Source organism: Baekduia sp., from assembly GCF_035996765.1.
In the GTDB taxonomy this organism is placed as follows: domain Bacteria; phylum Actinomycetota; class Thermoleophilia; order Solirubrobacterales; family Solirubrobacteraceae; genus Baekduia.
The window spans coordinates 35525-56668 of the sequence record NZ_DASYJG010000040.1; the positions used below are offsets into that span (position 1 = coordinate 35525).

Consider the following 21144-nt stretch of genomic DNA (forward strand, 5'->3'; position numbering starts at 1 on the left):
CGGCTAGGGCCAGGAGGGCTCGGTGGAGACCGACACCATCATCTCGCGGACGTCGACGCCCGGCGGCCGCGTCAGCGCGAACAGCGCGGCCGCCGCGATCTCCTCGGGCGGCGCGAGCACGGCGTCGGCGCCGGGCCGGTACCGCTCGGGGCGGTCGTCGAAGAAGTGCGTCTGCATCCCGCCCGGGAGCAGGAGGGTCACGCCGACGCGATCGCCGACCTCGGCCATCAGCGCGCGGGTGAAGCCCACGACGCCGAACTTGCTCGCGCAGTAGGCGGTGGCGTCGCTGAGCGCGCGCCATCCGAGCGTGGAGGCGACCGTGACGATCCGGCCTCGGGTCTGCTCGAGGTGCGGGAGGGCCGCGCGCACGACCGCCGCGGTGCCCAGGAGGTTGACCGCGATCACGCGCTCCCAGGTGTCGCGTTCGACGTCGACGAGCCGCCCGCACGCGTCGGTGCCGGCGGCGGTGACGATCCCGCGTAGGTCGTCGTGGCGCTCGGCGACGCGATGCACGGCGGCCTCGGCGGCGGCGGTGTCGACGAGGTCGACGGCCTCGTGCTCGTGCCCATCCTCGGGCGCGGCACGGTCCAGGATCACGGGCGTGCCGCCATGGCGCGCCACCGCGGCGGCCACGGCGCGGCCGAGCCCGGAAGCGCCGCCGGTCAAGATCACCGTCCCGAGGGCGAGCGGCGCGACGCCGGGGTCCGGGGCGGTGGCGGTGGCGGTCGGGTCAGACGGCATGCAGCTTGGCCTCCTCGATGAGACGGGTGGTGGAGCGGCCTTCGACGAAGGGCAGGACGACGGCGCGGCCGCCCCATGCAGCCAGCACCTCCGCTTCGGGCAGGTCGGTGACGGCGTAGTCGCCGCCCTTGACCCAGACGTCGGGGCGCAGCGCGTGCAGGGTCGCGGCCGGCGTGTCCTCGTCGAAGACGACGACACCGTCGACGCAGGCCAGCGCGCTGAGGACTGCTGCGCGATCGTCCTCGGGGACGATCGGCCGGGCGGGGCCCTTGAGCCGGCGCACGGAGCGGTCGGAGTTCAGGCAGACGACGAGGCAGTCGCCGAGCGCACGGGCCGAGTGCAGGGTCTGGACGTGCCCAGGATGCAGGAGGTCGAAGCAGCCGCCGGTGGCGACCACGGTGCCGCCCCGCGCCCGCACGCGCGCTATGACGTCGTCAGGGTTGGAGGCGGCCAGGCCGTCGGCCGGGCGGTCCTGCGCCGCCGCGGGCTCGCCGATCGACGCGGCGCCTCCGGCGGCCACGAACGCCGACGCGGCCGCGACCGCGGCGCGGACGGCCTCCGCCGCCGAGCCGCCCGCGGCCACCACCTCGGTGGCGCGGACCGCGAAGCGATCGCCGGCGCCGCAGGGATCGCCGACCGGGACACGTTCGGCGGTGACCGCCGTCAGCGGGCCGCCGGGCCCGGCGAGCACCGCGCCGTCGGCGCCGCGCGTGACGCAGACCCAGCGTGCGCCCCAGCGGTCGCGCAGCGCCTCGGCGTCGGCGCCCGCGCGGACGATCGGCGCGACATCCGCCTTGGCGCCCGGACGGGCCGCGAACACCGCCGCCTCGGCGGCGTTGGGCGTCACGAGCCAGGCGCCCGCCACCGGCGCGGCGCCGCGCGGGTGAGGATCCCAGACCAACGGCGCGCCGCCGGCCAGCGCGTGTGCAAGCGCGGCGCGCAGGGCCGGCTCGGCGCAGACGCCGCGTCCATAGTCGGCGGCGAGCACGGCGTCTGACCATTCGATGGCGGCCCGTGCCGCCGCGCTGGCAGGGCCGACGGCGCCGGGCGCGCCGCCCCGGTCCAGCCGCAGGAGCGCACGCCCCTGCGCACGGATACGGATCTTCTCCGGCGTCTGCCCGGTCAACACGAGGTCGACGACGTCGACACCCATCCGCTCCAGGACATCGCGCAGCTCGGCGCCCGGACCGTCGGCAGCCAGGGCCGTCACCAATCGCACCTCGTGCCCCGCCGCGGCCGCGAGCACCGCGGCGAGCCCGGCGCCGCCGGGTCGCACGACGGTGCGCGCGTGGTCGACGACGGGAACGGGCGCGTCGGGCGCGAGCCGGCGGACGTCGCCGTCGACGTCGCGGTCCAGCAGGGCGTCGCCCACGATGGCCAGGCGGGCCGGTCTCACGCGTGCACCTCCGCGTGGGACCGGCGCAGGTCGCCCGCCAGCGTCGCATCGACGGCGCCGCAGAGCACGTGGATCGCGACGAGGTGGAGCTCTTGGACCGTGCAGGCGCGCTCGGCGTCGATGGACAGCACCTCGTCGCAGAGATCCGCGAGCGGGTTGGGCCCCGGGCCCGTCATCCCCCAGACAGTCAGCCCGCACTCGCGCGCCGCGCGCGCGGCGGCCAGCACGTTGGGCGAGCGGCCCGAGGTGCTCAGCGCGACGAGCACGTCGCCGGGCCGGCCATGCGCGACGACCTGGCGGGCGAACGCCTCCTCGATCCCGAAGTCGTTGGCGATCGCCGTGAGGCTCGAGGTGTCGCCGTGCAGGCAGATCGCGCTCAGGGCGAGGCGGTCGCGCTCGAAGCGGCCGACGAGCTCGGCGGTCAGGTGCTGGGCCTCGGCGGCGCTGCCGCCGTTGCCGACGGCCAGCAGCCGCGCACCGTCCTCCAGGCGGGTCGCCAGGCGCGCGCCCCACTCCTCGGCGCGGGCCAGCGTCTCGCCCTCGGCGGCCAGGGCGGCGGCGAGCTGCTCGGCATGCTGGGCGGCGCCCGACGGACGGGCGAAGCGCCTCGTGTGCCGGCGGCGGACGACGACCTGGTCATAGACGTCGCGGGTGGCGAGCGCGACGCGGTCCCAGTCATAGAGCTGGCGCGTGCGGCGCACGCCGGCGCGGCCCCGCGCCGCTCGCGCCGCATCGTCGGACAGCACGTCGCGCAGCACGGAGGCCAGGCGCACCGGGTCACGCGGGGGCACGTGGCTGCCGGTCACGCCGTCGACCACGGTGTCGATCAGCCCGCCGACGGCGCTGGCCACGACCGGCACGCCGCACGCCATCGCCTCCAGGGGCGTGATGCCGAACGGCTCGTACCACGGAACGGTGACCAGGGCGTCGGCCGAGCGCAGCAGCGCCGGGAGGTCGTCGCGGCCGACGCGGCCCCGAAGCTCGACGCGGTCGCCGATACCGTGGCGCTCGGCCAGCGCGCGCAGTCGCCGGGCCTCGGGATCCGCTCCCAGCGCCTCGCGCGGTGGCCCACCGGCGACGATGAGCTCGCAGTCGCCGACCGACTCCAGCGCGCTGATGATGTTGCCGATGCCCTTGCGCTCGACCAGCCGGCCCGTGTAGACGATCCGGTGACGCCGCCCGCGCCGCTCCGCCGGACCGTCGGGCCGGAAGCGCTCCAGGTCGACCCCGCAGGGCACGACATGGACCTTGCCGCGTTCGGCGCCGAGGCGCATGAGCTCGAAGGCCTCGTCGGTGCACGTGGCGATGATCCGGTCGGCGTCGCGCACGATGGCCCGTTCGACATCGAGGCGCTCGGCCGGGCTGGTGTCGGCGTCGCCCTGGTAGCGGCGCTTGACGACGCCAAGCGCGTGGAAGGTGTGGATCACCGGGATGTCGAGCCGCGCCGCGGCCTGCAGCGCGGCGAGACCAGACATCCAGAAGTGGCTGTGGACGACGTCGGGGCGGTCGCGGCGCCAGGCGCGTTCCAGCTCGGCGGCGAAGGCGTCCATGTACGGGAGGAGGTCGTCCTTCGGGACCGGGGTGGGCGGTCCCGCATCGACGTGATCGACCTCGACGCCCGGGCACAGGGCCACGCGGCGCGGCAGGTCCGGGCTGTCGCGCCGCGTGTGGACGACGACGCGCGCGCCGCGCCGGGCGAGGCCCTGCGCGAGCGCGGCGACGTGGACGTTCTGACCGCCCGCGTCGACGCCGCCGAGGACGGCGAGCGGGCTAGCGTGCTCGGAGACCAGCGCGATGCGCATTGACGACCACCTCCTCCAGCAGGGCGTCCCAGTCGGTGAGGAAGCGGCTCAGCCCGAAGCGCTCCAGCGCGTGCTCGCGCGCGGACCGACCGGCGGCGCTCGCCGCCTCCGGGTCGGCGAGGAAGGCGCGCGCCGCCGCGGTCAGCACGTCGACGTGCGTCGAGATCACGCCGGCCGCGGGCGGCACGGCCTCGGGGACCTCGGTCGTGGCGAGCGCGACGACGGGCATGCCCAGGTGCATGGCCTCGATCAGCGACAGGCCGAGCGATGTCCAGCGGATCGGGTGGACGTAGCAGCGCCGGCGCCCGAGCTCGTCGTGCAGCCGGTGCTGCGAGAGGTTCTCGACCCCGCCCAGGGAGGCCGCGTCCATGCCGAAGAGGTCGATCGGCACGCCGTCGCGCTCGAAGCGGTCCAAGAGGTCGGTGCCGGTGACGCGGCCGCGGCGGCGGGCCTCGTTGATGACGACCGCAGCGTGGGGCAGCACGCCGGTGAAGCGGTGGCCCGGGTCGATGATCCCGTGTTCGACGACGGCCGTCTGCGTGGTCCCGCAATCCCAGAAGAGGTCGTTGAAGTGCGTGACGTGCGCGATGACGAGGTCGCGGCGGTCGGCGGCGGGATGGCGCATGTCGGCGATCCGCCCCTGCGGCGCGTTGTGCTCGACGTAGACCGCGGGCAGGTCCCGGCCCGGGCGGCGGCCCGTCCAGGTCTCGCACAGCTCGGTCAGCTCGCGCGGGCGCTGGAGCAGCACCACGTCGAAGTCCTCATCGCGAAGCTCCTCGGGCGTCCGCTCCACGACGTTGTGCGGCCACTCCCATGTCCGGGCGCGGCCGCGGCCCTCGGGGCTGCGATCACCGACGACAGGGACGACGTAGTCGTGGCCGCCTTGGACGAACGCCGTGGTCCAGGACCCGTGCACGTGCCAGAGCAGGATCCTCATGCCACCACCGCCCGGGCCGGGCGGATGCCGCTGCGGGTCTCCAGACGCGTCAGCGCGAGGAGGACCGCGCCGACCGGCACGTCGCCGAGGCACGGGTGGCCGGGGACCGGGCACTCGCGTGCCCGGCAGCCGGCGCATGGCACCGGGCGGTGCAGCAGCTCGTGCGCGACGCCGAAGGGGCGCCAGCGCGCGGCGGGCACGGTTGGCGCGAAGAGGGAGACGACGGGCGTGCCGACGGCGGCGGCGAGATGCGTGGGCCCGGTGTTGCCGACCACGACGGCGTCGGCGCCAGCCAGGACGCCGGCCAGCTGGGCGAGCGTCGTCGCGCCGCCGAGGTTGATCGCGTCCCGCCCGGCGACCGCCGCGGTCAGCGCGCGTTCCGACGGTGCGCCGGTGACCACGACGTCGCGTCCGTCGGCGACCAGCCGCTCGACGAGCTCCGCGTGGCGCTCGGGCGCCCAGGCGCGTGCGGGCACCGACGCGCCGGGATGCACCACGACGTACCGCCTCGGCAGCGGAGCCGGGGGCGCTTCGACGGCGACGCGCAGGCGGCCGTCGTCTCCGTCGGGCGACGCGAACCCCAACGCGGCCGCGACCGCCAGGCCGCGCTTGGCCTCGGGCACCTCGCCCGGGTCGGGCACGCGGTGGTTCAGCAGCGAGCCCGGGAAGTCCTCGCTGATCGCCGCGATCCGCGGGACCCCGGCCATCCGCAGGAGCAGCGCGAGCGGCAGCGCGCTCTGGTGAAAGGACGTGAGGATCGCGGCCACGTCCGCGCGCCGTTCGGCCAGAAGCGAGATGTAGGTGTCGATCTCGGCGCGGTCGACCGTGGGCGCCTCGGGATCGATCCACTCCGCGCGCCGCACCACGATCTCGTCGACGCCGGGCAGCAGCCCCGCCGCCTGCGCGCCGCGCGGGCCGCACAGCAGCGTGACGTGGTCGCAGCCCGCGGCGATCGCGCGGATCGCGGGGCCGGCGAGCAGGACGTCGCCGTCGTTGTCCAGCCGGGCGACGAGCGCGCGCGTCATGCCACTGCCTCCACCGGCCGGGGCGGCGGGGTCGCGCGGTCGGGGCGCGCGGGGCGGACGACGCGCGGCCCCGGGACGTCCGCAGCACCGGCGAGCAGGCGATCGACGGCGTCCGAGAACGTCGCCGCGCGCTCGCCGGCGGCCACGATCTCCTGCGGCCGGGTGGCGGCCGTCGGCACGAGGATCCCGCGCATCCCGGCGGCCGCCGCGGCCTCGACGTCGGCGCCGATGTCGCCGATCAGCGCGCAGCGCAGCGGGTCGACGCCGAGCGCGGCGGCGGCCTCGAGCAGCAGGCCGGGCGCCGGCTTGCGGCACGCGCAGCCGTCCTCGGGCCCGTGTGGGCACCAGCGCACATCGTCGATCGGGCCGAGCCACTCGCAGGTGCCGGCCATGACCGCCGCGACATCGTCCTCGGCGAGCAGGCCGCGCGCGACACCGCTCTGGTTGGAGACGATCGCCAGCCGGATGCCGTGCGCTCGGAGGTGATCCAGGCCGAGGCGGACGCCGGGGAGCGGCAGGACGAGCGTGGGATCCTTGTTGTAGGGGACGTCGTGGACGAGGGTGCCGTCGCGGTCGAGCAGGACCGCCAGCGGCGGGGACGGGATCGGCGCGCCGGCGCCGGCGCGCATCAGCCGTCGGGCGCGCAGCGCTCCGACGATGCGATGGGCGGTTGCTGCCGCCGGCAGCACGGCGCTGGTCATCGCCATGGTTCTGATCTCGTCGCCCGTGCGCGGGCCGGGTGCGATCCGCGCCCACGCCAGCTCGGCCGTCCCGGCCAGCCACGCAGCAGCCATCGCTGCGGCCGTGCGACGCGCGCCGGTGAGCGCGGCACCGACCGCGACCACACCGGCGGCGGTGACGGCAGCGTGCCGGCGGAGGCGTCCGGCCGGCGCGCCGGCCTGCGACCGCCAGTCGCGGCCGTGTAGGGCGCGCATCAGCGCGTCGTCGGCGTTGCCCGCCTGTTTGCGCAGCGAAACCCAACGATCTGCCTGCGGAACGGGATGGAGCACGTGTCGACTGCCCATGGTCAGCCGGAGGCCCCGCTCCGTGAGTCGCATGCCCAGGTCGGAGTCCTCGCGGTAGGCACGGGGGAAGCGCTCATCGAACCCGCCGACCGCCTCCAGCGCCGCGCGGCGAACTGCCACGTCGGCGGTCGCCCAGCGCGCATCCTGCAGCCCGGCGACGTTGCGCTGCCAGTCGGTGAGCGCCACATCGCGCGGCAGCGGGACCCGCAGCCGGCCTTGTGACGCGACGACCTGCGGCTCGAGATCGCGGAGGTCGGCCGCCAGCTCGGCGCGCCAGCCCGGCGGAGGCAGGACGTCATCATCCAAGAACGCGACCCAGGGCTCGCGCCCAGCACGCCACCCGCGGTTGCGCGCCGCGGCCGGTCCGCGACCACCGCTGCGGAGGACGGTGACGCGGCCGGCCAGCGACGCGGGGACAGCCGGCGTCAGCGGGGCGCCCGCCTCCGCGTGCTTCCGGTCGTCCACGATGAGAACCTGCTCGGGCAGGGGTCCGTCCGCCGCGCCCAGGGAGGCGAGCAGGACATCGAGCGATGGCCGGCCCGAGGTCGGGATCACCACCTCGTAGCGGGGCGCTCGCCTCACGCCGCATGCTCCAGCGTTCGGGTGCCTGTCCGGCCCAGCGGGCGGTCACGGCGCACGACGAACGGGCCGACGGCAAGCAGGTCGACGGGAGCCGAGCCGAAGCACTCCAAGGCATCCCGCGGGTCGTCGACCATCGGCCGGCCCGCCGTGTTGAGGGAGGTGTTCACGACGACGGGCACGCCGGTGAGCGCATGGAACGTCTCCAGCATCCGCGCAACCAGCGGCTCGTCCTGGCGCGACACGGTCTGCACGCGCGCGGTGCCATCGACGTGGACGACCGCTGGGATCCGCGTCCGCCATGCCGCGGCGACGTCGTGCACGAAGAGCATGTGCGGCGACGGGTGGCGACCGGTGAAGATCTCCTGGGCGTGCTCCTCCAGCACCATCGGCGCCACCGGGCGAAACTGCTCACGGCCCTTGACGTCGTTGAGGCGCTCGAGGTTCGCCGTCCGCCGAGGATCGGCCAGCAGGCTGCGGTGCCCCAGTGCACGCGGCCCGAACTCGCTGCGGCCCTGGAACCAGGCGACGACGCCGTCCGCCGCAAGCGTCTCGGCCACCGTCGCGGCGACATCGTCGGGTCGCTCGTAGGCGACCCCGGCGCGGTCGAGCCAGGCGGCCAGCGCGTCCTCCTCCCAGTCGCGTCCGAGCGCCGCCGTCCCCATCGGCGCGACATCCTCACCCGCGTCGACGGCCGCCTGCAAGGCCGCGCCCAACGCGGTGCCCGAATCCCCTGCCGCCGGCTGGACCCAGATCTCGTCGAACGGCCCCTCCCGCAGCATCCGGGCGTTGGCCACGCAGTTGAGCGCGACGCCCCCGGCCATCGTCAGACGGCGCTCGCCGGTCTGCGCGTGCAGCCAGCGAGCGAGGTCGAGCAGCACGTCCTCGACGACCCGCTGGACCGAGGCGGCCAGATCGGCGTGGTCCGCCGTCCATCCGTCGCCGCCGCGCGGCAGCGCCGGCGCGAGCGCGGCCCATGCGACGGGCTCGGTCCGGAAGCCGCCGCTGTCCGTGGCGTGGATGAGCTCGGCAAGCTGTCCGGCGTGGCACGGCCTCCCGTAGGACGCCATGGCCATCACCTTGTACTCGTCCGACGAGCGCCGGAAGCCCAGGTGCGCGGTGAGCTCCTCGTAGAGCAGGCCGAGGGAGTGCGGCAGCTCCTGGACGGCCAGCGTGTCGAGCCGTCCCGCCGCGTCGTAGCGGCCGAGCAGCGATGACGCCCGTTCGCCGCGCCCGTCGGCGACGATCACAGCCGACGTCGGATACGGCGAGGCGAGGTGCGCCGACGCCGCGTGGGCGATGTGGTGGCCCACGAAGCGCACGGCCGCTGGGTCGAAGCCGAGGGCCGCGAGAAAGCGCGGGGCGCGCTCGACGAACAGCGTGCGCAGGCCCTCCCATACATCCGCCGTGACGTCGGCGCCATGACCGGGAGCGAGCGCCGGGTCGTAGGAGTAGGCGACGACATCAACATCCCCGGGGACGAGCCCGGCCCGCTCCAGGCAGAACGCGATCGCCTGCTCCGGCAGCTCCCAGGTCGAGAAGGCCACCGGCGTCTTCCCGTGCTTGCGGCGGCTGAAGCGCTCCTCCTCGGCCGCGGCGACGATCCGGCCGCCGACCACCAGCACTGCGGCCGGATCGTGGAAGACGGCGTTGACTCCGAGGACGTTCACGGCCCGCGACTTCACCTCGCTGGCAGAGGGCGCAAACACCGGCGGCGCATTGCCGTTCTGCCGTGTTCGTGTGCGGACATGATGGCCTTGGTGCAGTGCGGGTCGTTCCTCGGGACGGGGTATCCGCTGGTGGTCTCCGGCTGCCGATTGCGCCGGATTCCTGCGTGGCGAGAACGAGGAGGAGGCCGCCGCCGGTGGGTCCCGAGGAGGTGACGGTGGTGATCGCGACACGTGACCGTTGTCCGACGCTGTTGGCAACCCTCCGACGCCTGTGTGCGCTGCCTGACGCCCCGGCCGTGATCGTGGTCGACAATGGCTCGACGGATGGCAGCGTGGCGGTGGTGCGCCACGTCGCGCCGCAGGCGCGTGTCATCGAGCTGCGCAGCAACCTCGGGGTCGCGGCGCGCAACGCCGGCACGCAGGCTGCCGCGACCCCGTTGGTCGCGTTCTGCGACGACGACTCGTGGTGGTCGGCCGGCGCGCTGGCCCGCGCGGCCCGGCACTTCGCCGGTCACCCGCGGCTCGGCCTGCTGGCCGGGCGGATCCTCGTCGGCCCCGAGGAGCACTTGGACCCCACCTGCGAGCGTATGGCGCGAGGCCCGCGACTGCCCGGCGCGCCGGGGCCGGCGATCGCCGGGTTCCTGGCCTGCGCCGTCGTCTTCCGGCGTGACGCGCTGCTGGCCGTCGGCGGGTTCGAGGAGCGGTTCGGCCTCGGCGGCGAGGAGGCGCTGCTGACCATGGACCTGCTCACGGCGGGCTGGACCGCCTCGTATGCCGACGACGTCGTCGCCCACCATCATCCACACCCGGGGCACCGGCGAGGACGCCGGCGCGCAATCGTGCGCAACGACCTCTGGACGATGTGGCTGCGCCGGCCTGTGGGCGTGGCGACCGGAGCGACCCTGCGGGCGCTGACGCCCGGCCGCCTCGGGGGACTGGCCGATGCGCTGGCGGGGTCGGCCTGGGTGTGGCGCGAGCGACGCGTGCTCCCAGCGCCCGTCGAGCGTCGGCTGCGGATGATCGCGAGGGTGTCGGGGCGCCCAACCGGAGTCCGGAATCGGACAACCCGTTTTAGGTGGGCGTCATCGTCGGTACGTTGGCGGACGGAGCGCGTTGCAGGCGATCTGCATGCGGCGCTTCGCGAGTCGGACGGGAACGCGTGTGGTGCTGGACTCGGCCCCCACGGCGCCCATCAGGATCTGGACCCGATCTCTGAAGGGGTTTTCCGCTTGTACGCAATCACCTCGACGACCCCCGGTCGGCGCCCTAGTGCGCAATCACCGCATGACGACGCCCAGCTGTTGGCACGCTATGCGCGCACGCGGGCGCCGGAGCTTCGCGATCGGCTCGTCCGTCGCTATCTGCCGCTGGCGCGTTACAGCGCCAGCCAGTACGCCCGTGGCAGCGAGCCTTTCGATGACCTGCTGCAGGTGGCGAGCGTCGGTCTGCTCAAGGCCATCGATCGGTACGAGCCGGCCCGTGGCGCGGAGTTCAGCAGCTATGCGCTCCCGACGATGGCGGGCGAGTTGCGCCGGCATTTCCGTGATCGCAGCTGGAACGTCCGGCCGCCGCGCGACCTTCAGGACCACGCGCTCGCCGTCGAGCGCGTGACAACCGCCCTGATCGCCGATCTCGGCCGGAGCCCCACGATCGAAGAGATCGCCGAACGCACCGGGCTCGGCGAGGATTCCGTGCTCGAAGCACGGCAGGCGCTGGCCTCCCGCCACGCCGTGTCGTTCTCCCTGCCCGCGAGCGGCGATGACGGGCCCGATCTCGGCGAATGCATGGGGACCTCGGATGCCGGCTTTGACGGCGCCGAGAACCGGGCGACGCTCGCGCGGTTGGTCCGCCACCTCAGCCATCGCGAGCGTGAGATCCTCCGGCTGCGCTTCGACGAGGACCTGACGCAGGCCGAGATCGGCGAGCGCATCGGCCTGTCGCAGATGCACGTCTCGCGCCTTCTGCGCAACGCCCTCGAGAAGCTGCGACGGGAGGACCGGTGCAGCTAGGCCCGGACCCGCCTACCTACGTCGGCTGAGCTGGGATGCGACGCGGCTCAGGAAGCGTCGTCGAACGGAAGGTGCTCGTGCATGGACGCGAGGTCAAAGAGTCGCGACACGGCTTCAGACAAGTCGCGTCCGACGGCGAAGCTCCATCCGTCGCGGCGTGCCTCGCGGGTGGCCTGGACGAGCAGATTCAACCCGGTGGAGTCCATGAACTTGACGGCCGGCAACTCAAGCACGACCGCACGCTTCCGAGCGGCAAGCCCATCGAGGACCTCTCTCAGCCGCGGGCAGGTGAACAGATCGAGCTCACCGATGACCGAGACCACGACCGTCCCGTCGTCACGTCGGCGTTGGTGGATGGCGAATTCGTCGGCGGGCAAGGAGCAGTCGGCAGGATGAGGGTGTCCCGCGCGGTGGCGCGTAGGCGATGATCGCGGCGAGGCGCGGTTCCCCAGAACTCCTCGGTCCCGTGATTCCGCTGACTGCACCGACCTTCAGTCCGCCGCATGTCCACCTGAACATGCTCCGTCCGATGCGGATCGTACTTCAGTGCGGACCGTGTAGGCGCCCGGACGAGCGCCTCTCGCGGTCAGGCCGGTATCTCGGGCGCGAGGTGCTCGCTCCAGTGCTCGTCGATGTCGGTGAGCGTCTGGACGACCTCGACGCGGTGGTCGTCGCCCTGCAGGGGATAGACGCGCGTCTGATCATCGGGCTTCTCAGACGCCAGGCCCGTTTGCTCCTCGAATGCGTCGAGGATGCGATCGGCGTCGGGCTGGTTCTTGAGGATGAAGGTGATCGAAGAGGCCATGATGGCGAAGGTACCCAGTCTCTCGACGTGTCTCTCGCGCGCGCCCGCGCGAGAGATGATGTGTTTGCGACAGGCGTCGTCGATCCGTCGCCTGGTCGCGCGCGATCGTCAGAGCGTCACCGTTCCGGCACGGGCCGGGCGGTCACGCGGCGCGTCCGCCAGCCCTGCGGTTGGTGGCGGCTGCTCGGTGGCGGGACGGAGCAAGGCGCCCGCGATGCCCTTGGCCCGCCAGGCGGCGATCGCAGCGTGGCTCAGGAAGCGCAAGGGGGTCGCCGGGGCGGGAAGCAGGCGACGCCCCAGTTGGAACGGCGCCAAGAGGCTGTCGCGGGCGGGAATGCCGCCGCTGCTCTGCGGATGTCGCGGCGCGACCCACAGCGATCCCGGGCGGTCGGCGGGCGCGTCTCCGCTGCGAAACCACCGGTCGATGACCAGCATCGCGCCTTCGCCCGCAGGGCGTGCCACCAAGAACATCAGGTCGAGCAGCCGGGTCTCGCCGCCGAGCACCACTTCAGGGCGCGGCCGGATGGCGACCTCGACCAGCGCCTGGGCGACCATCGCCGCCGAGTAGGACTCCGGCGCCACGCGCGGCTGGATGCCGGTGGCGCTGGAGGCCTGGGCGAACAGCGGCGTGTCGATCGGACCGGGATGGACGATGGCCACGCGGACGCCGCTGCGCTGCTCCCGCTCCTCCACGGCGAGGCTGTTGAGGAACCCGCGCAGCGCGTGCTTGGCGGCGGCATAAGAGGACCACGTCGGGAGCGGCACCCGGGCGTTCAGCGAGCCGGTGGCGACGATCGTGCCGCGCGCGGCACGCACGTGCGGGAGCGTGGCCCGAATGACGTTGACCGCACCGGTGAACGTGACGGCGACGGTGCGGTCGAAGTCGTCGGGATGGACTTCCAGCACGTGGCCGAAGACCGCCACGCCCGCATTGGAGACGACGACGTCAAGGCCGCCGAGGGCCTCGACAGCCTCGGCGACTGCCGCCTCGACGCGCTCACGATCGGTGACATCGGCGGCGATCGCGACCGCATCGAGCCCGTGCTCGGCGATGACCTGGCGCAGCGTGTCCTCGGAGCGGCCCACGAGCGCGAGCCGCGCGCCCTCGGCCGCGAAGCCCCGGGCCGCTTCGAGCCCCACGCCCGAGCTGGCGCCGGTGATCAGGACGCGGCGGCCGGCCAATCGACCTGTGCGGCTGCGGTCCGGTTCTCCGGTCATGCGAGCCATACGCAGTGGGCGCTTCCCGCCCGAGGTCTTCGGCCATGCACGGATGTCAACACGACATCGGGGAGCGCGAGCGCTCGCTCGTCTCCGTCAACCACACACCGACCAGGAGTTCCAACGAACTCCGATGTTTCTGCATCGTCTCGGCTGGGGAAGGTAGACGGAAGGGCACCGGGCTTCCAGGGTATTAAGTTCGCCCGGCCAGGCGCTTTAGGGCGTGAGGACGCGGGGCCTCTAAAGGGCTTACGCGGCCTCGCGCCTGCTTGACGCGTGCGCCGGCGCGCTCAAGAGGACCCGTAACCGCCGCTGCCGGCCTCGGGGCTGAGCACGAACACCTCGACGGCCATGTCGGGGTCGATGTGGTTGGCGCTCATGAAGGCGGCGACGTCGCGGCCGGTGATGTCCTGGACGGCGGCCACGAGGTCGGTGCGCATCGTCTGTTGAAAGGCGAACCGGGTCGTGAGCACCAGATCGTCCTTGCCGTTGGCGACGAGGCTGCGCTCACCCTTGGTGAGGGTGTCTTCCAGCACCACGGTGATGAGGTCCCTGCTGATGGTCGTGCGGGCCTTGGTCGGGCCGCGACCGGTGTACTCGCTCAGGAGCCTGACGACCCTTTGGGAGATCGCGGCGGATTGCGATCCGCTGGTCTCTGAGGCGTGCTCTTCGGTGCTGGACATGTCCGGCAGCCGTTCTCGTCTCTTCCCGGGGAACGAGCGCGCGCGAAAGAAGGAGAGAGACGGAGGAACCGTCCGCGCGGCCCGCGTTCCTCTCCCGTCTCGGACCTCGATCCGGGTAGAACTCGCGTACGGGCAGTCTACGCTGCCTCCCGCATCGCGGCGCGCGGCGCGGTCAGTCGCTGGGACTGGGATGGAGGTAGAAGAGCTCGGCCGAGACGTCCTGTCTGGTGTCGATGCCGCTGATGAACGCGCGGACCTGGCGGCCGGTGACGCGCTCGATGACGTCACGGAAGTCGTCCTCGCGCGCGTACTGGAAGAACATGCGGACGTCGCGGAGGCGTTGGTGCTCGCCCATCTCGGCCAACGTCTGCTCGGCCGGCGTCAGCGAGTGCTCCAGCGTGACGAGGATCGTGTCGGGGCCGGCGTAGTTGGTGCGTGCCCGGGTCGGGCCACGGCCGAACAGGCTCTTGTAGAGGCGGACCATCTCGTTGGAGATCTGGGCAGCCTGACCCTGGATCGGGATCACGGTCTCGTCAGCGGACGGCGCCTCGTCGGAGACGCTCATCGCCGGACGCTCAGGACGGGTCGTTGCATGGCTGGGTCGGCCTTTCGCGGCGCATTGGGCGTGAGGCTGAGGGGTCTGAGTGCGCCCCGGCTGTGCGCGCTCGCCTCCTGCAGTTGCCGCTGAAGGGCATGCGTGCCGTCTGAGAACGACCCGCAACCGCTCCACGTTTAAGGCTACCCCTGATCGAGGAATGCAGTCTCGGTCGAAGCTGGCCGACGGACCCATGACGTGACGTCGCGCACGGAGGAGGCTGGAGCGTGCCCGCGGTGGGTAGTCGCGCGCCATGACCCGTCCCGCCCTGATCGTCGTCGACATGCTCAACCGCTATGAGCACGAGGACGCCGAGCCGCTGCGAGACGCGGTCCGAACCGTGCTGCCGACCATGAGCGACCTCATCGCCTGCGCCGGCGAGGGCGGTGCGCTCACCGTCTACGTCAACGACAACCACGGCGACTGGACCGCCGGACGCTCCGCGCTCGCCGAGTGGGCGCTGGATGGCGCCGATGCGGCGCTGGTCGAGCCGATCGTGCCCGATTCCGACGTGCCTTTCCTGGTCAAGGCGCGTCACTCGGTCTTCTACGCGACCCAGCTCGAGTACCTGCTGCGCAGCCACGACGTCGATCACCTCGTGCTGGTCGGCCAGGTCACCGAGCAATGCATTCTGTACTCGGCGCTGGACGCCTACATCCGGCACTTTCGCGTCACCGTGCCGCGCGACGCCGTCGCCCACATCCACGCCAACCTCGCCGAGGCCGCATTGAAGATGATGGCGTTGAACATGCGCGCAGATGTGACCGACGCGGCGAGCGCCTTGCGGACCCTCACGGTCTAGCGCCGGCTGGCCGGATGCCCGGTCCGGCGCGTGGGTACTGCCCCTATCCAACCCCCTACCCAAGGAGACCCTGATGGCTGACTTGACCCCGCTGGACGAGAAGCTCGCCGAGGTGCTCGGGCTTGCGCAGGCTGCGCAGACCGCGGCGGACACCGTGGCCAAGATGGAGGATGCCGAGGACTTTTCGGGAGAGCTGTCGCGCATGCGTGAGCAGGCGGCCGAGACCGAGCGACGCACCGACGAGTTGATCGATGGTCTCGATGGCAAGAAGACCGCGATCCGCGACATGGCGCGCGAGACCAAGAGCGAGGCCACCGACATGATGGAGACCTACCTCGCCGACGAGGAGGAGGCGCTCGATGGCTTCGAGTTCCTGAGCATGGCCGAGGCGGGCGAGCTGTGTCACTGGGAGATCGTCGAGAAGATGTCAGAGACGATCGGTGCCGAGGACGTCCGCGCGCTGGCGGGGTGGGCCGTCGGCGTCCAGCGCGAGCACGTCGAGACCGTGCGCCGGGCGTCGCTCGCGCTCGCCGGCCAGGAGGCCGGCGGTTGAGTTGCGCTCCGCAGCGCGCCGACAAGTGGTGCTTGGCGCGTTTGAACTGACCGTCGCCGGGTGATGACCGGGGCGCTATGTCTCGCGCCCCGGTCTGCCTGCTGTGCCTCCTGCTCGTGGTGCTCGGCGCCGGTTGCGGTACCAGCGCCGACCGCGACCGAGCCCGTGCGGCGGCGTTGACGCTCTACGCGGCGACGGAGCGCCACGACGGTGCCACGGCATGCGCGCAGATGAGCCCGAGCCTGCGCGCGCAGCTCGTCGACGACCACGGTTCGCCGTGCGCCAAAGCCGTATTGAAGGTGAAGCTCCACGGTCGCACACCCGCAGCTATCCGGGTCTACGCCGACGCGGCAGAGGTGCGGTTTGCCGGTGGCGACACGGTCTTCCTCGGCGATACCCGTGAGGGCTGGCGCGTAGAGGCGCTGGGCTGCCGGCCAGACGGGCCGGGTCCCTACAAGTGCGAGGAGCAAGCCTGATGCGCGGGACCCGAACCATGTTCATCATCTACCTGACGGGCATTGTCGGTGGCCTGGCTTACGCGATCGCCGTCGGGATCGTGGGGCACTGACGTGCGCGGCTTCTTGAAGGACAACGGGTTGAGCGTGGGCTTCGGCCTGCTGTTCCTCGCCACGCTGATCGGCCAGGCGATCTCGGGCCATGCCACGGTCAACCATGATCAGCTTTTGCACCAGGGCGATCCGATCACCTTGGGGCACTACGTGAGCTCGGCGCTGTTCTGGGCCGACGTCATGGAGAACTGGCAATCGGAGTACCTGCAGTTCAGCCTGTACATCTTCGCCACGATCTACCTGATCCAGACCGGCTCCAACGAATCCAAGAAGCCGGAGGACGTCGGCCGTGAGAGCGATAAGCAGCAGCTCCTCGGCGCTCACGTCAAGCCGACCTCGCCACGCTGGGCAAAGCGCGACGGTCTCCGCACGACCATCTACTCCAACTCGCTGTTGGTGGTGATGACCTTGATCTGGGTGGCGTCGTGGCTGGCGCAGTCGATCACCGGGCGCATCAACTACAACGCCGACCAGCTTGACCACCAGTCAGCACCGATTTCGTGGTTGTCCTACATCACGACCTCGGACTTCTGGAACCGCACGCTGCAGAACTGGCAGTCGGAGTTCTTGGCCGTGGGCTCGATGGTGATCCTCTCGGTCTACCTGCGCCAGCGCGGATCTCCGGAGTCCAAGCCGGTTGGCGCGCCACACGGTGCGACGGCGACCGAAGGCTGAGCGAGATCGCTCTACCCCTGCGGCCCGCGCTCGACGGCCAGCTTCTCGAGGCGGCGTAAGGCTTCGTCGTTGCGGCGGCGCAGAAGGAAGTCGGCGATCGGGTTGTGCAGCAGGCGGCTGAAGCGGTCGCCGGGACCTTCGACCATGGTTACTTGGGTACGGTTGCCCAGGTCGATGAGGTCGAGGACGACGCGGGCGGTGCCCAGCGGGCGAGCCCGCGCCTGGAGCACGAGGTGCATGGGCTCGCTGAGCTCGAGGACCTCGGTGTTGTCGTTGAGCTTGAACGGTCCGACGCCGACGCGGTGATGTAGCTTGGAGCCGACGGCGGGCCATGATGCATCCGCGTCGCGGATGCTGTCGGAGCCGACGACCCAGTAGGCGTAGGTCTGGGGGTCGCACAGGACGGCGAAGACCTGCTTGATGGGGACTGGGAAGGTGGCGAGGTTGCGAGCCATGTCCTGCGTGCGTTACCCGTGGCTTCGCGCGGTCATGTGCTGTCGAGCGGTCCGGGTGGGTAGCCGTCGGTGATGACCCGTGTCCTCGTGATCGGTGCCGGCCACAACGGCCTCGTCGCTGCGATCCAGCTCGCGGCTGCGGGCGTTGACGTGACGGTGCTGGAGGGCGCGGCACGCCCCGGCGGGGCGACCTCGTCCTCGGCGTGCACGCTGCCGGGCTTCATCCACGACGACCACGCGGCGTTCGTGCCGATGACCGTCGCCTCGCCGGCGATGCGCGAGCTTGAGCTGGAGCGCGAGGGGCTGCGCTGGGTCACACCGGCGACCGTGATGGCCCATCCCTTCGAGGATGGCACCGCGGTCGCGCTGCGGCGGGATGTGGGGGAGACCGTCGCCTCCCTGGGTGCGACGGCGGGCGGCGGCTGGCAGCGAGCGATGGATGAGCTGCTGCCGCACGCGACCACGCTGGTGGAGACGATCCTCGCTCCCTTGCCGCCGCTGCTCGGACCGCCACGGTTGGCGGCAGCGCTGCGTCGCGACGGGTTGGACTGGGTGCGGAGGATGCTCGGCTCGATCGAGGCGCTGGGACTGGAGATCTTCGACGGCGACCGCCGCGCGACCGCCTGGCTGTCGGGCTCTGCGCAGCATTCCGGGCTGCCGCCGTCGACGGCGGGCAGCGGCGCGTTCGGCCTGTTGTTGCAGGTGTTGGGCCATAGCCACGGTTGGCCGCTGCCGGTGGGTGGCATGGGCGCCGTCGCCGACGCGCTGCTCGCCCGTGCCGAACGAGAGGGCGCGCGGGTGCGTTGCGAGGCCCGGGTGGAGCGGATCATCGTTGCGCGGGGACGGGTCCAGGGCGTGCGGCTCGTTGACGGTGAGGAGCTCTCTGCTGGTGGGGTGGTGAGCACGCTCAGCATGCAGCCACTGATGCGGATGTTGGAGCCAGGCGACTTGCCGGGACGTCTCGAGCGCCGGTTGGGTGCCTGGCGCTACGGCACCGGCGCGTTCAAGCTGGACTACGCCTTGACCGGACCTGTCCCGTGGACGGCGAGTGAGCCGCGCGCGGCAGCCGTCGTGCATGTGGCCGGATCGCTGACCGAGCTGAGCGCGGCTGCGCAGGCCGCCTCGCTCGGCGACGTGCCGGAGCGTCCGGCGCTCGTCGTGGGCCAACAGTCGCTGCACGACCCCACGCGCGCGCCTGACGGCCGGCACACCTTGTACGTCTACGCTCACGTGCCGTCGCGCTACAAGCTCGACGACGAGGAGGTCGCCGAGCGCATCGAGGCCCAGCTGGAGCGGTTTGCCCCGGGGTTCGGCGGGCAGGTGCTGGCACGAGCCATGCGGTCTCCGCGCGCGACCGAGCTCGAGAACCCCAGCATGGTCGGCGGCGACCTTGGCGGCGGCACGATGGAGCTCGACCAGCAGCTGGTGTTCCGTCCCTCACCGCAGCTGTCCCGTTACCGGACCCCCGTGAAGGGGCTGTATGTCGCAGGCGCCTCGACGCATCCCGGTGGCGCCGTGCACGGCATGAGCGGGCGGGGGGCGGCGCGGGCGCTGCTGCGCGACCGCCGGTGGCGACGCACGACGGCTCTGCGCTGACGGCCCGTGTGCGAATTACGTGTTGGTGCCCGAGGCGGGCGGGTAGCGCCTGACATGAATCGCTCACCGCCTCGCGGGCCTGTTGCCTGATGCCGTCGGCCTTGCGGTCGTCTCGTAGCTCGATCTGCAGCTCGTTCTCCGCAGGCTGCTCGGCCGCCAGTTCGCGGCCACGCTCCAGCTCGGCGCCGAGCAGGACCGCGAGGTTGGTAACCCACAACCACACCAGGAACGCGATCACGCCGCCCAGCGCGCCGTAGGTCTTGTTGTAGGAGGCGAAGTTGGCCACGTACAGCGCGAAGAGCGCCGAGGCCGCCAGCAGCACGATCAGCGCGACGGTCGGATGCCTGACGGTCGCGGGTGAATCCTCGCTCAGAGGTTTCACGGGCCATGTTTCACTTCATCCCCGGCTCACGGCCTTATGCACCACGAAATGTCTCGTTTGCCCCTCAAGGCGGTCGGGGAGCCCGCGACAGAGAATCATCCGCAACCCCTTGGAGGAGCAATGACACAGACCGACGCCGGGACCGGCGATCAGGTCAAAGACAAGGCGACCGAGGTCGCCGGGCAGGCGCAGGAGAAGGCGCAGCAGGCTGCGGGCCAGGCGCGTGATCAGGTCCGCAGTCAGATCGATCAGCGTTCGACCGATGCGGGCCGCAAGGTCAGCGAGCAGGGTGGCGACCTGCGCGCAGTGGGCGATCAGCTGCGCGAGCAGGGCAAGGACGGTCCGGCGAAGCTGGCCGACCACGCCGCCCATCACGTCGAACGCGCAGGCAGTTGGCTCAGCGAGTCCGATGCCGACAAGATCCTGCACGACGTCGAGGACGCGGCGCGCAAGAATCCGTGGGCTGTGGCCGCCGGTGGCCTCGCGCTGGGGTTCGCCGCCTCGCGCTTTTTGAAGGCGTCAAGCAGCGACCGCTACCAGGCCCGCAGCGCCGCCACGGCGACCCCCGACCGCAGCGCGTTGCCGCGGCCCACGCAACCCGATGAGCCGCGGTTTGTCAGCAACGCCGGCGGCGGTGCTGACGCCCCGCCGGCGCCGCCCGAGCGGCCGGGCGGGGCACCGTCGACCGGGGTGATCTGATGGCCGGCCACCAGGATTCCGAACTGCGTGATCAGCCGATCGGCGACCTCCTCAGGCAGCTCTCTGAAGAGACGTCGACGCTGGTCAGGCAGGAGTTGGCACTGGCGCGCGCGGAGCTCGAGCGGCAGGGCAAGCGCGCCGGTACGGGCGCGGGAATGCTCGGTGGCGCCGGCGTCGCTGGGCTGCTCACGCTCGGGGCATTGACGGCGACGTTGATCGGGGTGCTGGACACCGCGATGGCGTTCTGGTTGGCCGCGCTGATCATGACCGCCGTATGGGCGGCCGTTGCGGGCGTACTGGCGCTGCAGGGCAAGAGCAAGATCCAGCAGGCGACGCCGCCTGCACCACAAACCGTCGAAACCGTGAAGGAGGACGTGCGATGGGCCAAGACCCGGACATGATCCGCAGGGACATCGAAGACACCCGTGAGCGGATGGGCGACACCGTCGACGCGCTCGGCTACAAGACCGACGTCAAGGCTCGCGCGAGCGACAAAGTCGGAGCGGTCAAGGACAAGGTGACGGGTGCGACGCCCTCGACCGGCGACGTCAAGCACGGCGCCCGCCAAGCGGTCGGCGTCGCTCAGGAGAACCCGCTCGGCCTCGCCGTCGGCGCGGTCGCCGTCGGGTTCCTGGCGGGCATGCTGATCCCGTCGACGAAGGTCGAGGACGAGAAGCTCGGCCCGATGGCCAACCAGGTCAAGGAGCAGATCAAGGACACCGGCCAGGAGGCGCTCGAGCACGGCAAGGCCGTGGTTTCCGAGACCGCCTCCAGCGCGGCGGACGCGGCCAGGCAGACCGCGCAGGAGCAGGGCTCAGAGCACGCCGAGGCGCTCAAGGGCAGCGCCCAGGACTCCGTGCAGGCCGCTCGCGAGGGCGTCGCCCGCACGTAGGTCAGCGCGGCGGGGGGGGGGGGGGGGGGGGGGGGG

22 protein-coding genes and 2 pseudogenes are annotated in these 21144 nt (G+C 72.2%); 9 read left to right on the plus strand and 15 right to left on the minus strand.

The features are described 5' to 3' along the window. Nucleotides 1-3: 3 nt before the first annotated feature. From VGO10_RS09360 to VGO10_RS09390, 8 genes and pseudogenes are all read right to left on the minus strand, one after another. Entirely contained in the window at nucleotides 4-741 is a 738-nt protein-coding gene (locus tag VGO10_RS09360) for an SDR family oxidoreductase (protein WP_327467513.1), read from the minus strand. Then, a complete protein-coding gene (gene rfaE2, locus VGO10_RS09365) occupies nucleotides 731-2137 on the minus strand; it encodes a D-glycero-beta-D-manno-heptose 1-phosphate adenylyltransferase (protein WP_327467515.1) in 1407 nt (468 codons plus the stop codon). The genes VGO10_RS09360 and rfaE2 overlap by 11 nt, the downstream gene beginning before the upstream one ends. Next, on the minus strand, nucleotides 2134-2688 hold the full coding sequence (locus VGO10_RS21800; protein ID WP_414642222.1) for a D-sedoheptulose-7-phosphate isomerase: 555 nt from the start codon (nucleotides 2686-2688) through the stop codon (nucleotides 2134-2136). The genes rfaE2 and VGO10_RS21800 overlap by 4 nt, the downstream gene beginning before the upstream one ends. Before the next feature lie 75 nt (nucleotides 2689-2763). After that, nucleotides 2764-3939 (minus strand): annotated as a pseudogene (locus tag VGO10_RS09370) (glycosyltransferase); the annotation flags it as partial. After that, on the minus strand, nucleotides 3908-4876 hold the full coding sequence (locus VGO10_RS09375) for a glycosyltransferase (protein WP_327467518.1): 969 nt from the start codon (nucleotides 4874-4876) through the stop codon (nucleotides 3908-3910). The pseudogene VGO10_RS09370 and the gene VGO10_RS09375, both read right to left, overlap by 32 nt. After that, complete coding sequence (locus tag VGO10_RS09380) at nucleotides 4873-5901, minus strand: glycosyltransferase family 9 protein (RefSeq protein WP_327467520.1); 1029 nt, start codon at nucleotides 5899-5901, stop codon at nucleotides 4873-4875. Before VGO10_RS09380 ends, VGO10_RS09375 begins: the two co-directional genes overlap by 4 nt. Beyond that, nucleotides 5898-7508 carry an HAD-IIIA family hydrolase gene (locus tag VGO10_RS09385; RefSeq protein ID WP_327467522.1) on the minus strand — a complete coding sequence of 537 codons (1611 nt, stop codon included), beginning with the start codon at nucleotides 7506-7508 and terminating at the stop codon, nucleotides 5898-5900. The genes VGO10_RS09380 and VGO10_RS09385 overlap by 4 nt, the downstream gene beginning before the upstream one ends. Further along, entirely contained in the window at nucleotides 7505-9175 is a 1671-nt protein-coding gene (locus tag VGO10_RS09390; RefSeq protein ID WP_327467524.1) for a carbamoyltransferase family protein, read from the minus strand. Before VGO10_RS09390 ends, VGO10_RS09385 begins: the two co-directional genes overlap by 4 nt. A gap of 209 nt (nucleotides 9176-9384) precedes the next feature. On the opposite strand from VGO10_RS09390, the gene VGO10_RS09395 reads away from it, so the two are divergent. Beyond that, nucleotides 9385-11184 carry a SigB/SigF/SigG family RNA polymerase sigma factor gene (locus VGO10_RS09395; protein WP_327467556.1) on the plus strand — a complete coding sequence of 600 codons (1800 nt, stop codon included), beginning with the start codon at nucleotides 9385-9387 and terminating at the stop codon, nucleotides 11182-11184. Between the two features lie 47 nt (nucleotides 11185-11231). Here VGO10_RS09395 and VGO10_RS09400 read toward each other — a convergent pair whose 3' ends face one another. The 5 genes from VGO10_RS09400 to VGO10_RS09420 form a co-directional block, all read right to left on the minus strand. Further along, nucleotides 11232-11561 carry an STAS domain-containing protein gene (locus tag VGO10_RS09400; RefSeq protein ID WP_327467526.1) on the minus strand — a complete coding sequence of 110 codons (330 nt, stop codon included), beginning with the start codon at nucleotides 11559-11561 and terminating at the stop codon, nucleotides 11232-11234. 209 nt (nucleotides 11562-11770) lie between these two features. Next, the gene (locus VGO10_RS09405; protein WP_327467528.1) at nucleotides 11771-11989 is read right to left on the minus strand and encodes a hypothetical protein; all 219 of its coding nucleotides are present in this window, start codon (nucleotides 11987-11989) and stop codon (nucleotides 11771-11773) included. Nucleotides 11990-12097: 108 nt separating this feature from the next. Further along, nucleotides 12098-13207 carry an SDR family NAD(P)-dependent oxidoreductase gene (locus VGO10_RS09410; protein ID WP_327467530.1) on the minus strand — a complete coding sequence of 370 codons (1110 nt, stop codon included), beginning with the start codon at nucleotides 13205-13207 and terminating at the stop codon, nucleotides 12098-12100. A 290-nt stretch (nucleotides 13208-13497) separates the two neighbouring features. Continuing rightward, nucleotides 13498-13890 carry a DUF2294 domain-containing protein gene (locus VGO10_RS09415; RefSeq protein WP_327467532.1) on the minus strand — a complete coding sequence of 131 codons (393 nt, stop codon included), beginning with the start codon at nucleotides 13888-13890 and terminating at the stop codon, nucleotides 13498-13500. Nucleotides 13891-14062: 172 nt separating this feature from the next. Then, a complete protein-coding gene (locus VGO10_RS09420) occupies nucleotides 14063-14455 on the minus strand; it encodes a Na-translocating system protein MpsC family protein (RefSeq protein WP_327467536.1) in 393 nt (130 codons plus the stop codon). Nucleotides 14456-14738: 283 nt separating this feature from the next. On the opposite strand from VGO10_RS09420, the gene VGO10_RS09425 reads away from it, so the two are divergent. The 4 genes from VGO10_RS09425 to VGO10_RS09440 all read left to right on the plus strand — a co-directional run bounded on the left by VGO10_RS09425 (nucleotide 14739) and on the right by VGO10_RS09440 (nucleotide 17084). Next, complete coding sequence (locus VGO10_RS09425; RefSeq protein ID WP_327467538.1) at nucleotides 14739-15287, plus strand: isochorismatase family cysteine hydrolase; 549 nt, start codon at nucleotides 14739-14741, stop codon at nucleotides 15285-15287. Nucleotides 15288-15360: 73 nt separating this feature from the next. Further along, entirely contained in the window at nucleotides 15361-15840 is a 480-nt protein-coding gene (locus tag VGO10_RS09430; protein WP_327467540.1) for a hypothetical protein, read from the plus strand. A 77-nt stretch (nucleotides 15841-15917) separates the two neighbouring features. After that, a complete protein-coding gene (locus tag VGO10_RS09435) occupies nucleotides 15918-16316 on the plus strand; it encodes a hypothetical protein (protein ID WP_327467542.1) in 399 nt (132 codons plus the stop codon). 93 nt (nucleotides 16317-16409) lie between these two features. Continuing rightward, complete coding sequence (locus tag VGO10_RS09440) at nucleotides 16410-17084, plus strand: DUF6766 family protein (protein ID WP_327467544.1); 675 nt, start codon at nucleotides 16410-16412, stop codon at nucleotides 17082-17084. Between the two features lie 11 nt (nucleotides 17085-17095). On the opposite strand, the gene VGO10_RS09445 is transcribed toward VGO10_RS09440, so the two are convergent. Then, nucleotides 17096-17539, minus strand: coding sequence for an SRPBCC family protein (locus tag VGO10_RS09445; RefSeq protein WP_327467546.1), 444 nt, complete (start codon nucleotides 17537-17539; stop codon nucleotides 17096-17098). A gap of 72 nt (nucleotides 17540-17611) precedes the next feature. Here VGO10_RS09445 and VGO10_RS09450 point away from each other — a divergent pair, with 72 nt between their 5' ends. After that, on the plus strand, nucleotides 17612-19135 hold the full coding sequence (locus VGO10_RS09450) for an NAD(P)/FAD-dependent oxidoreductase (RefSeq protein WP_327467548.1): 1524 nt from the start codon (nucleotides 17612-17614) through the stop codon (nucleotides 19133-19135). Between the two features lie 232 nt (nucleotides 19136-19367). Here VGO10_RS09450 and VGO10_RS21805 read toward each other — a convergent pair. Then, nucleotides 19368-19517, minus strand: a pseudogene (locus VGO10_RS21805) (hypothetical protein); the annotation flags it as partial. Nucleotides 19518-19637: 120 nt separating this feature from the next. Between VGO10_RS21805 and VGO10_RS09460 the strand changes: the two are divergent. The 3 genes from VGO10_RS09460 to VGO10_RS09470 are packed head-to-tail and all read left to right on the plus strand — an operon-like array spanning nucleotide 19638 to nucleotide 21108. Continuing rightward, the gene (locus tag VGO10_RS09460) at nucleotides 19638-20216 is read left to right on the plus strand and encodes a hypothetical protein (protein WP_327467550.1); all 579 of its coding nucleotides are present in this window, start codon (nucleotides 19638-19640) and stop codon (nucleotides 20214-20216) included. Beyond that, nucleotides 20216-20617 (plus strand): phage holin family protein, encoded by a 402-nt coding sequence (locus VGO10_RS09465; protein ID WP_327467552.1) that lies wholly within the window; start codon nucleotides 20216-20218, stop codon nucleotides 20615-20617. Before VGO10_RS09460 ends, VGO10_RS09465 begins: the two co-directional genes overlap by 1 nt. Further along, on the plus strand, nucleotides 20596-21108 hold the full coding sequence (locus VGO10_RS09470) for a DUF3618 domain-containing protein (RefSeq protein WP_327467554.1): 513 nt from the start codon (nucleotides 20596-20598) through the stop codon (nucleotides 21106-21108). The genes VGO10_RS09465 and VGO10_RS09470 overlap by 22 nt, the downstream gene beginning before the upstream one ends. Nucleotides 21109-21144: the final 36 nt, after the last annotated feature.

Excerpts from the sequence above, each read along its gene's own strand:
- VGO10_RS09360 (WP_327467513.1), bottom strand. The coding sequence starts at position 741 with ATGCCGTCTGACCCGACCGCCACCGCCACCGCCCCGGACCCCGGCGTC.
- VGO10_RS09375 (WP_327467518.1), bottom strand. The coding sequence starts at position 4,876 with ATGAGGATCCTGCTCTGGCACGTGCACGGGTCCTGGACCACGGCGTTC.
- VGO10_RS09380 (WP_327467520.1), bottom strand. The coding sequence starts at position 5,901 with ATGACGCGCGCGCTCGTCGCCCGGCTGGACAACGACGGCGACGTCCTG.
- VGO10_RS09405 (WP_327467528.1), bottom strand. The coding sequence starts at position 11,989 with ATGGCCTCTTCGATCACCTTCATCCTCAAGAACCAGCCCGACGCCGAT.
- VGO10_RS09410 (WP_327467530.1), bottom strand. The coding sequence starts at position 13,207 with ATGACCGGAGAACCGGACCGCAGCCGCACAGGTCGATTGGCCGGCCGC.
- VGO10_RS09415 (WP_327467532.1), bottom strand. The coding sequence starts at position 13,890 with ATGTCCAGCACCGAAGAGCACGCCTCAGAGACCAGCGGATCGCAATCC.
- VGO10_RS09420 (WP_327467536.1), bottom strand. The coding sequence starts at position 14,455 with ATGAGCGTCTCCGACGAGGCGCCGTCCGCTGACGAGACCGTGATCCCG.
- VGO10_RS09425 (WP_327467538.1), top strand. The coding sequence starts at position 14,739 with ATGACCCGTCCCGCCCTGATCGTCGTCGACATGCTCAACCGCTATGAG.
- VGO10_RS09430 (WP_327467540.1), top strand. The coding sequence starts at position 15,361 with ATGGCTGACTTGACCCCGCTGGACGAGAAGCTCGCCGAGGTGCTCGGG.
- VGO10_RS09435 (WP_327467542.1), top strand. The coding sequence starts at position 15,918 with ATGTCTCGCGCCCCGGTCTGCCTGCTGTGCCTCCTGCTCGTGGTGCTC.
- VGO10_RS09445 (WP_327467546.1), bottom strand. The coding sequence starts at position 17,539 with ATGGCTCGCAACCTCGCCACCTTCCCAGTCCCCATCAAGCAGGTCTTC.
- VGO10_RS09450 (WP_327467548.1), top strand. The coding sequence starts at position 17,612 with ATGACCCGTGTCCTCGTGATCGGTGCCGGCCACAACGGCCTCGTCGCT.
- VGO10_RS09460 (WP_327467550.1), top strand. The coding sequence starts at position 19,638 with ATGACACAGACCGACGCCGGGACCGGCGATCAGGTCAAAGACAAGGCG.
- VGO10_RS09465 (WP_327467552.1), top strand. The coding sequence starts at position 20,216 with ATGGCCGGCCACCAGGATTCCGAACTGCGTGATCAGCCGATCGGCGAC.
- VGO10_RS09470 (WP_327467554.1), top strand. The coding sequence starts at position 20,596 with ATGGGCCAAGACCCGGACATGATCCGCAGGGACATCGAAGACACCCGT.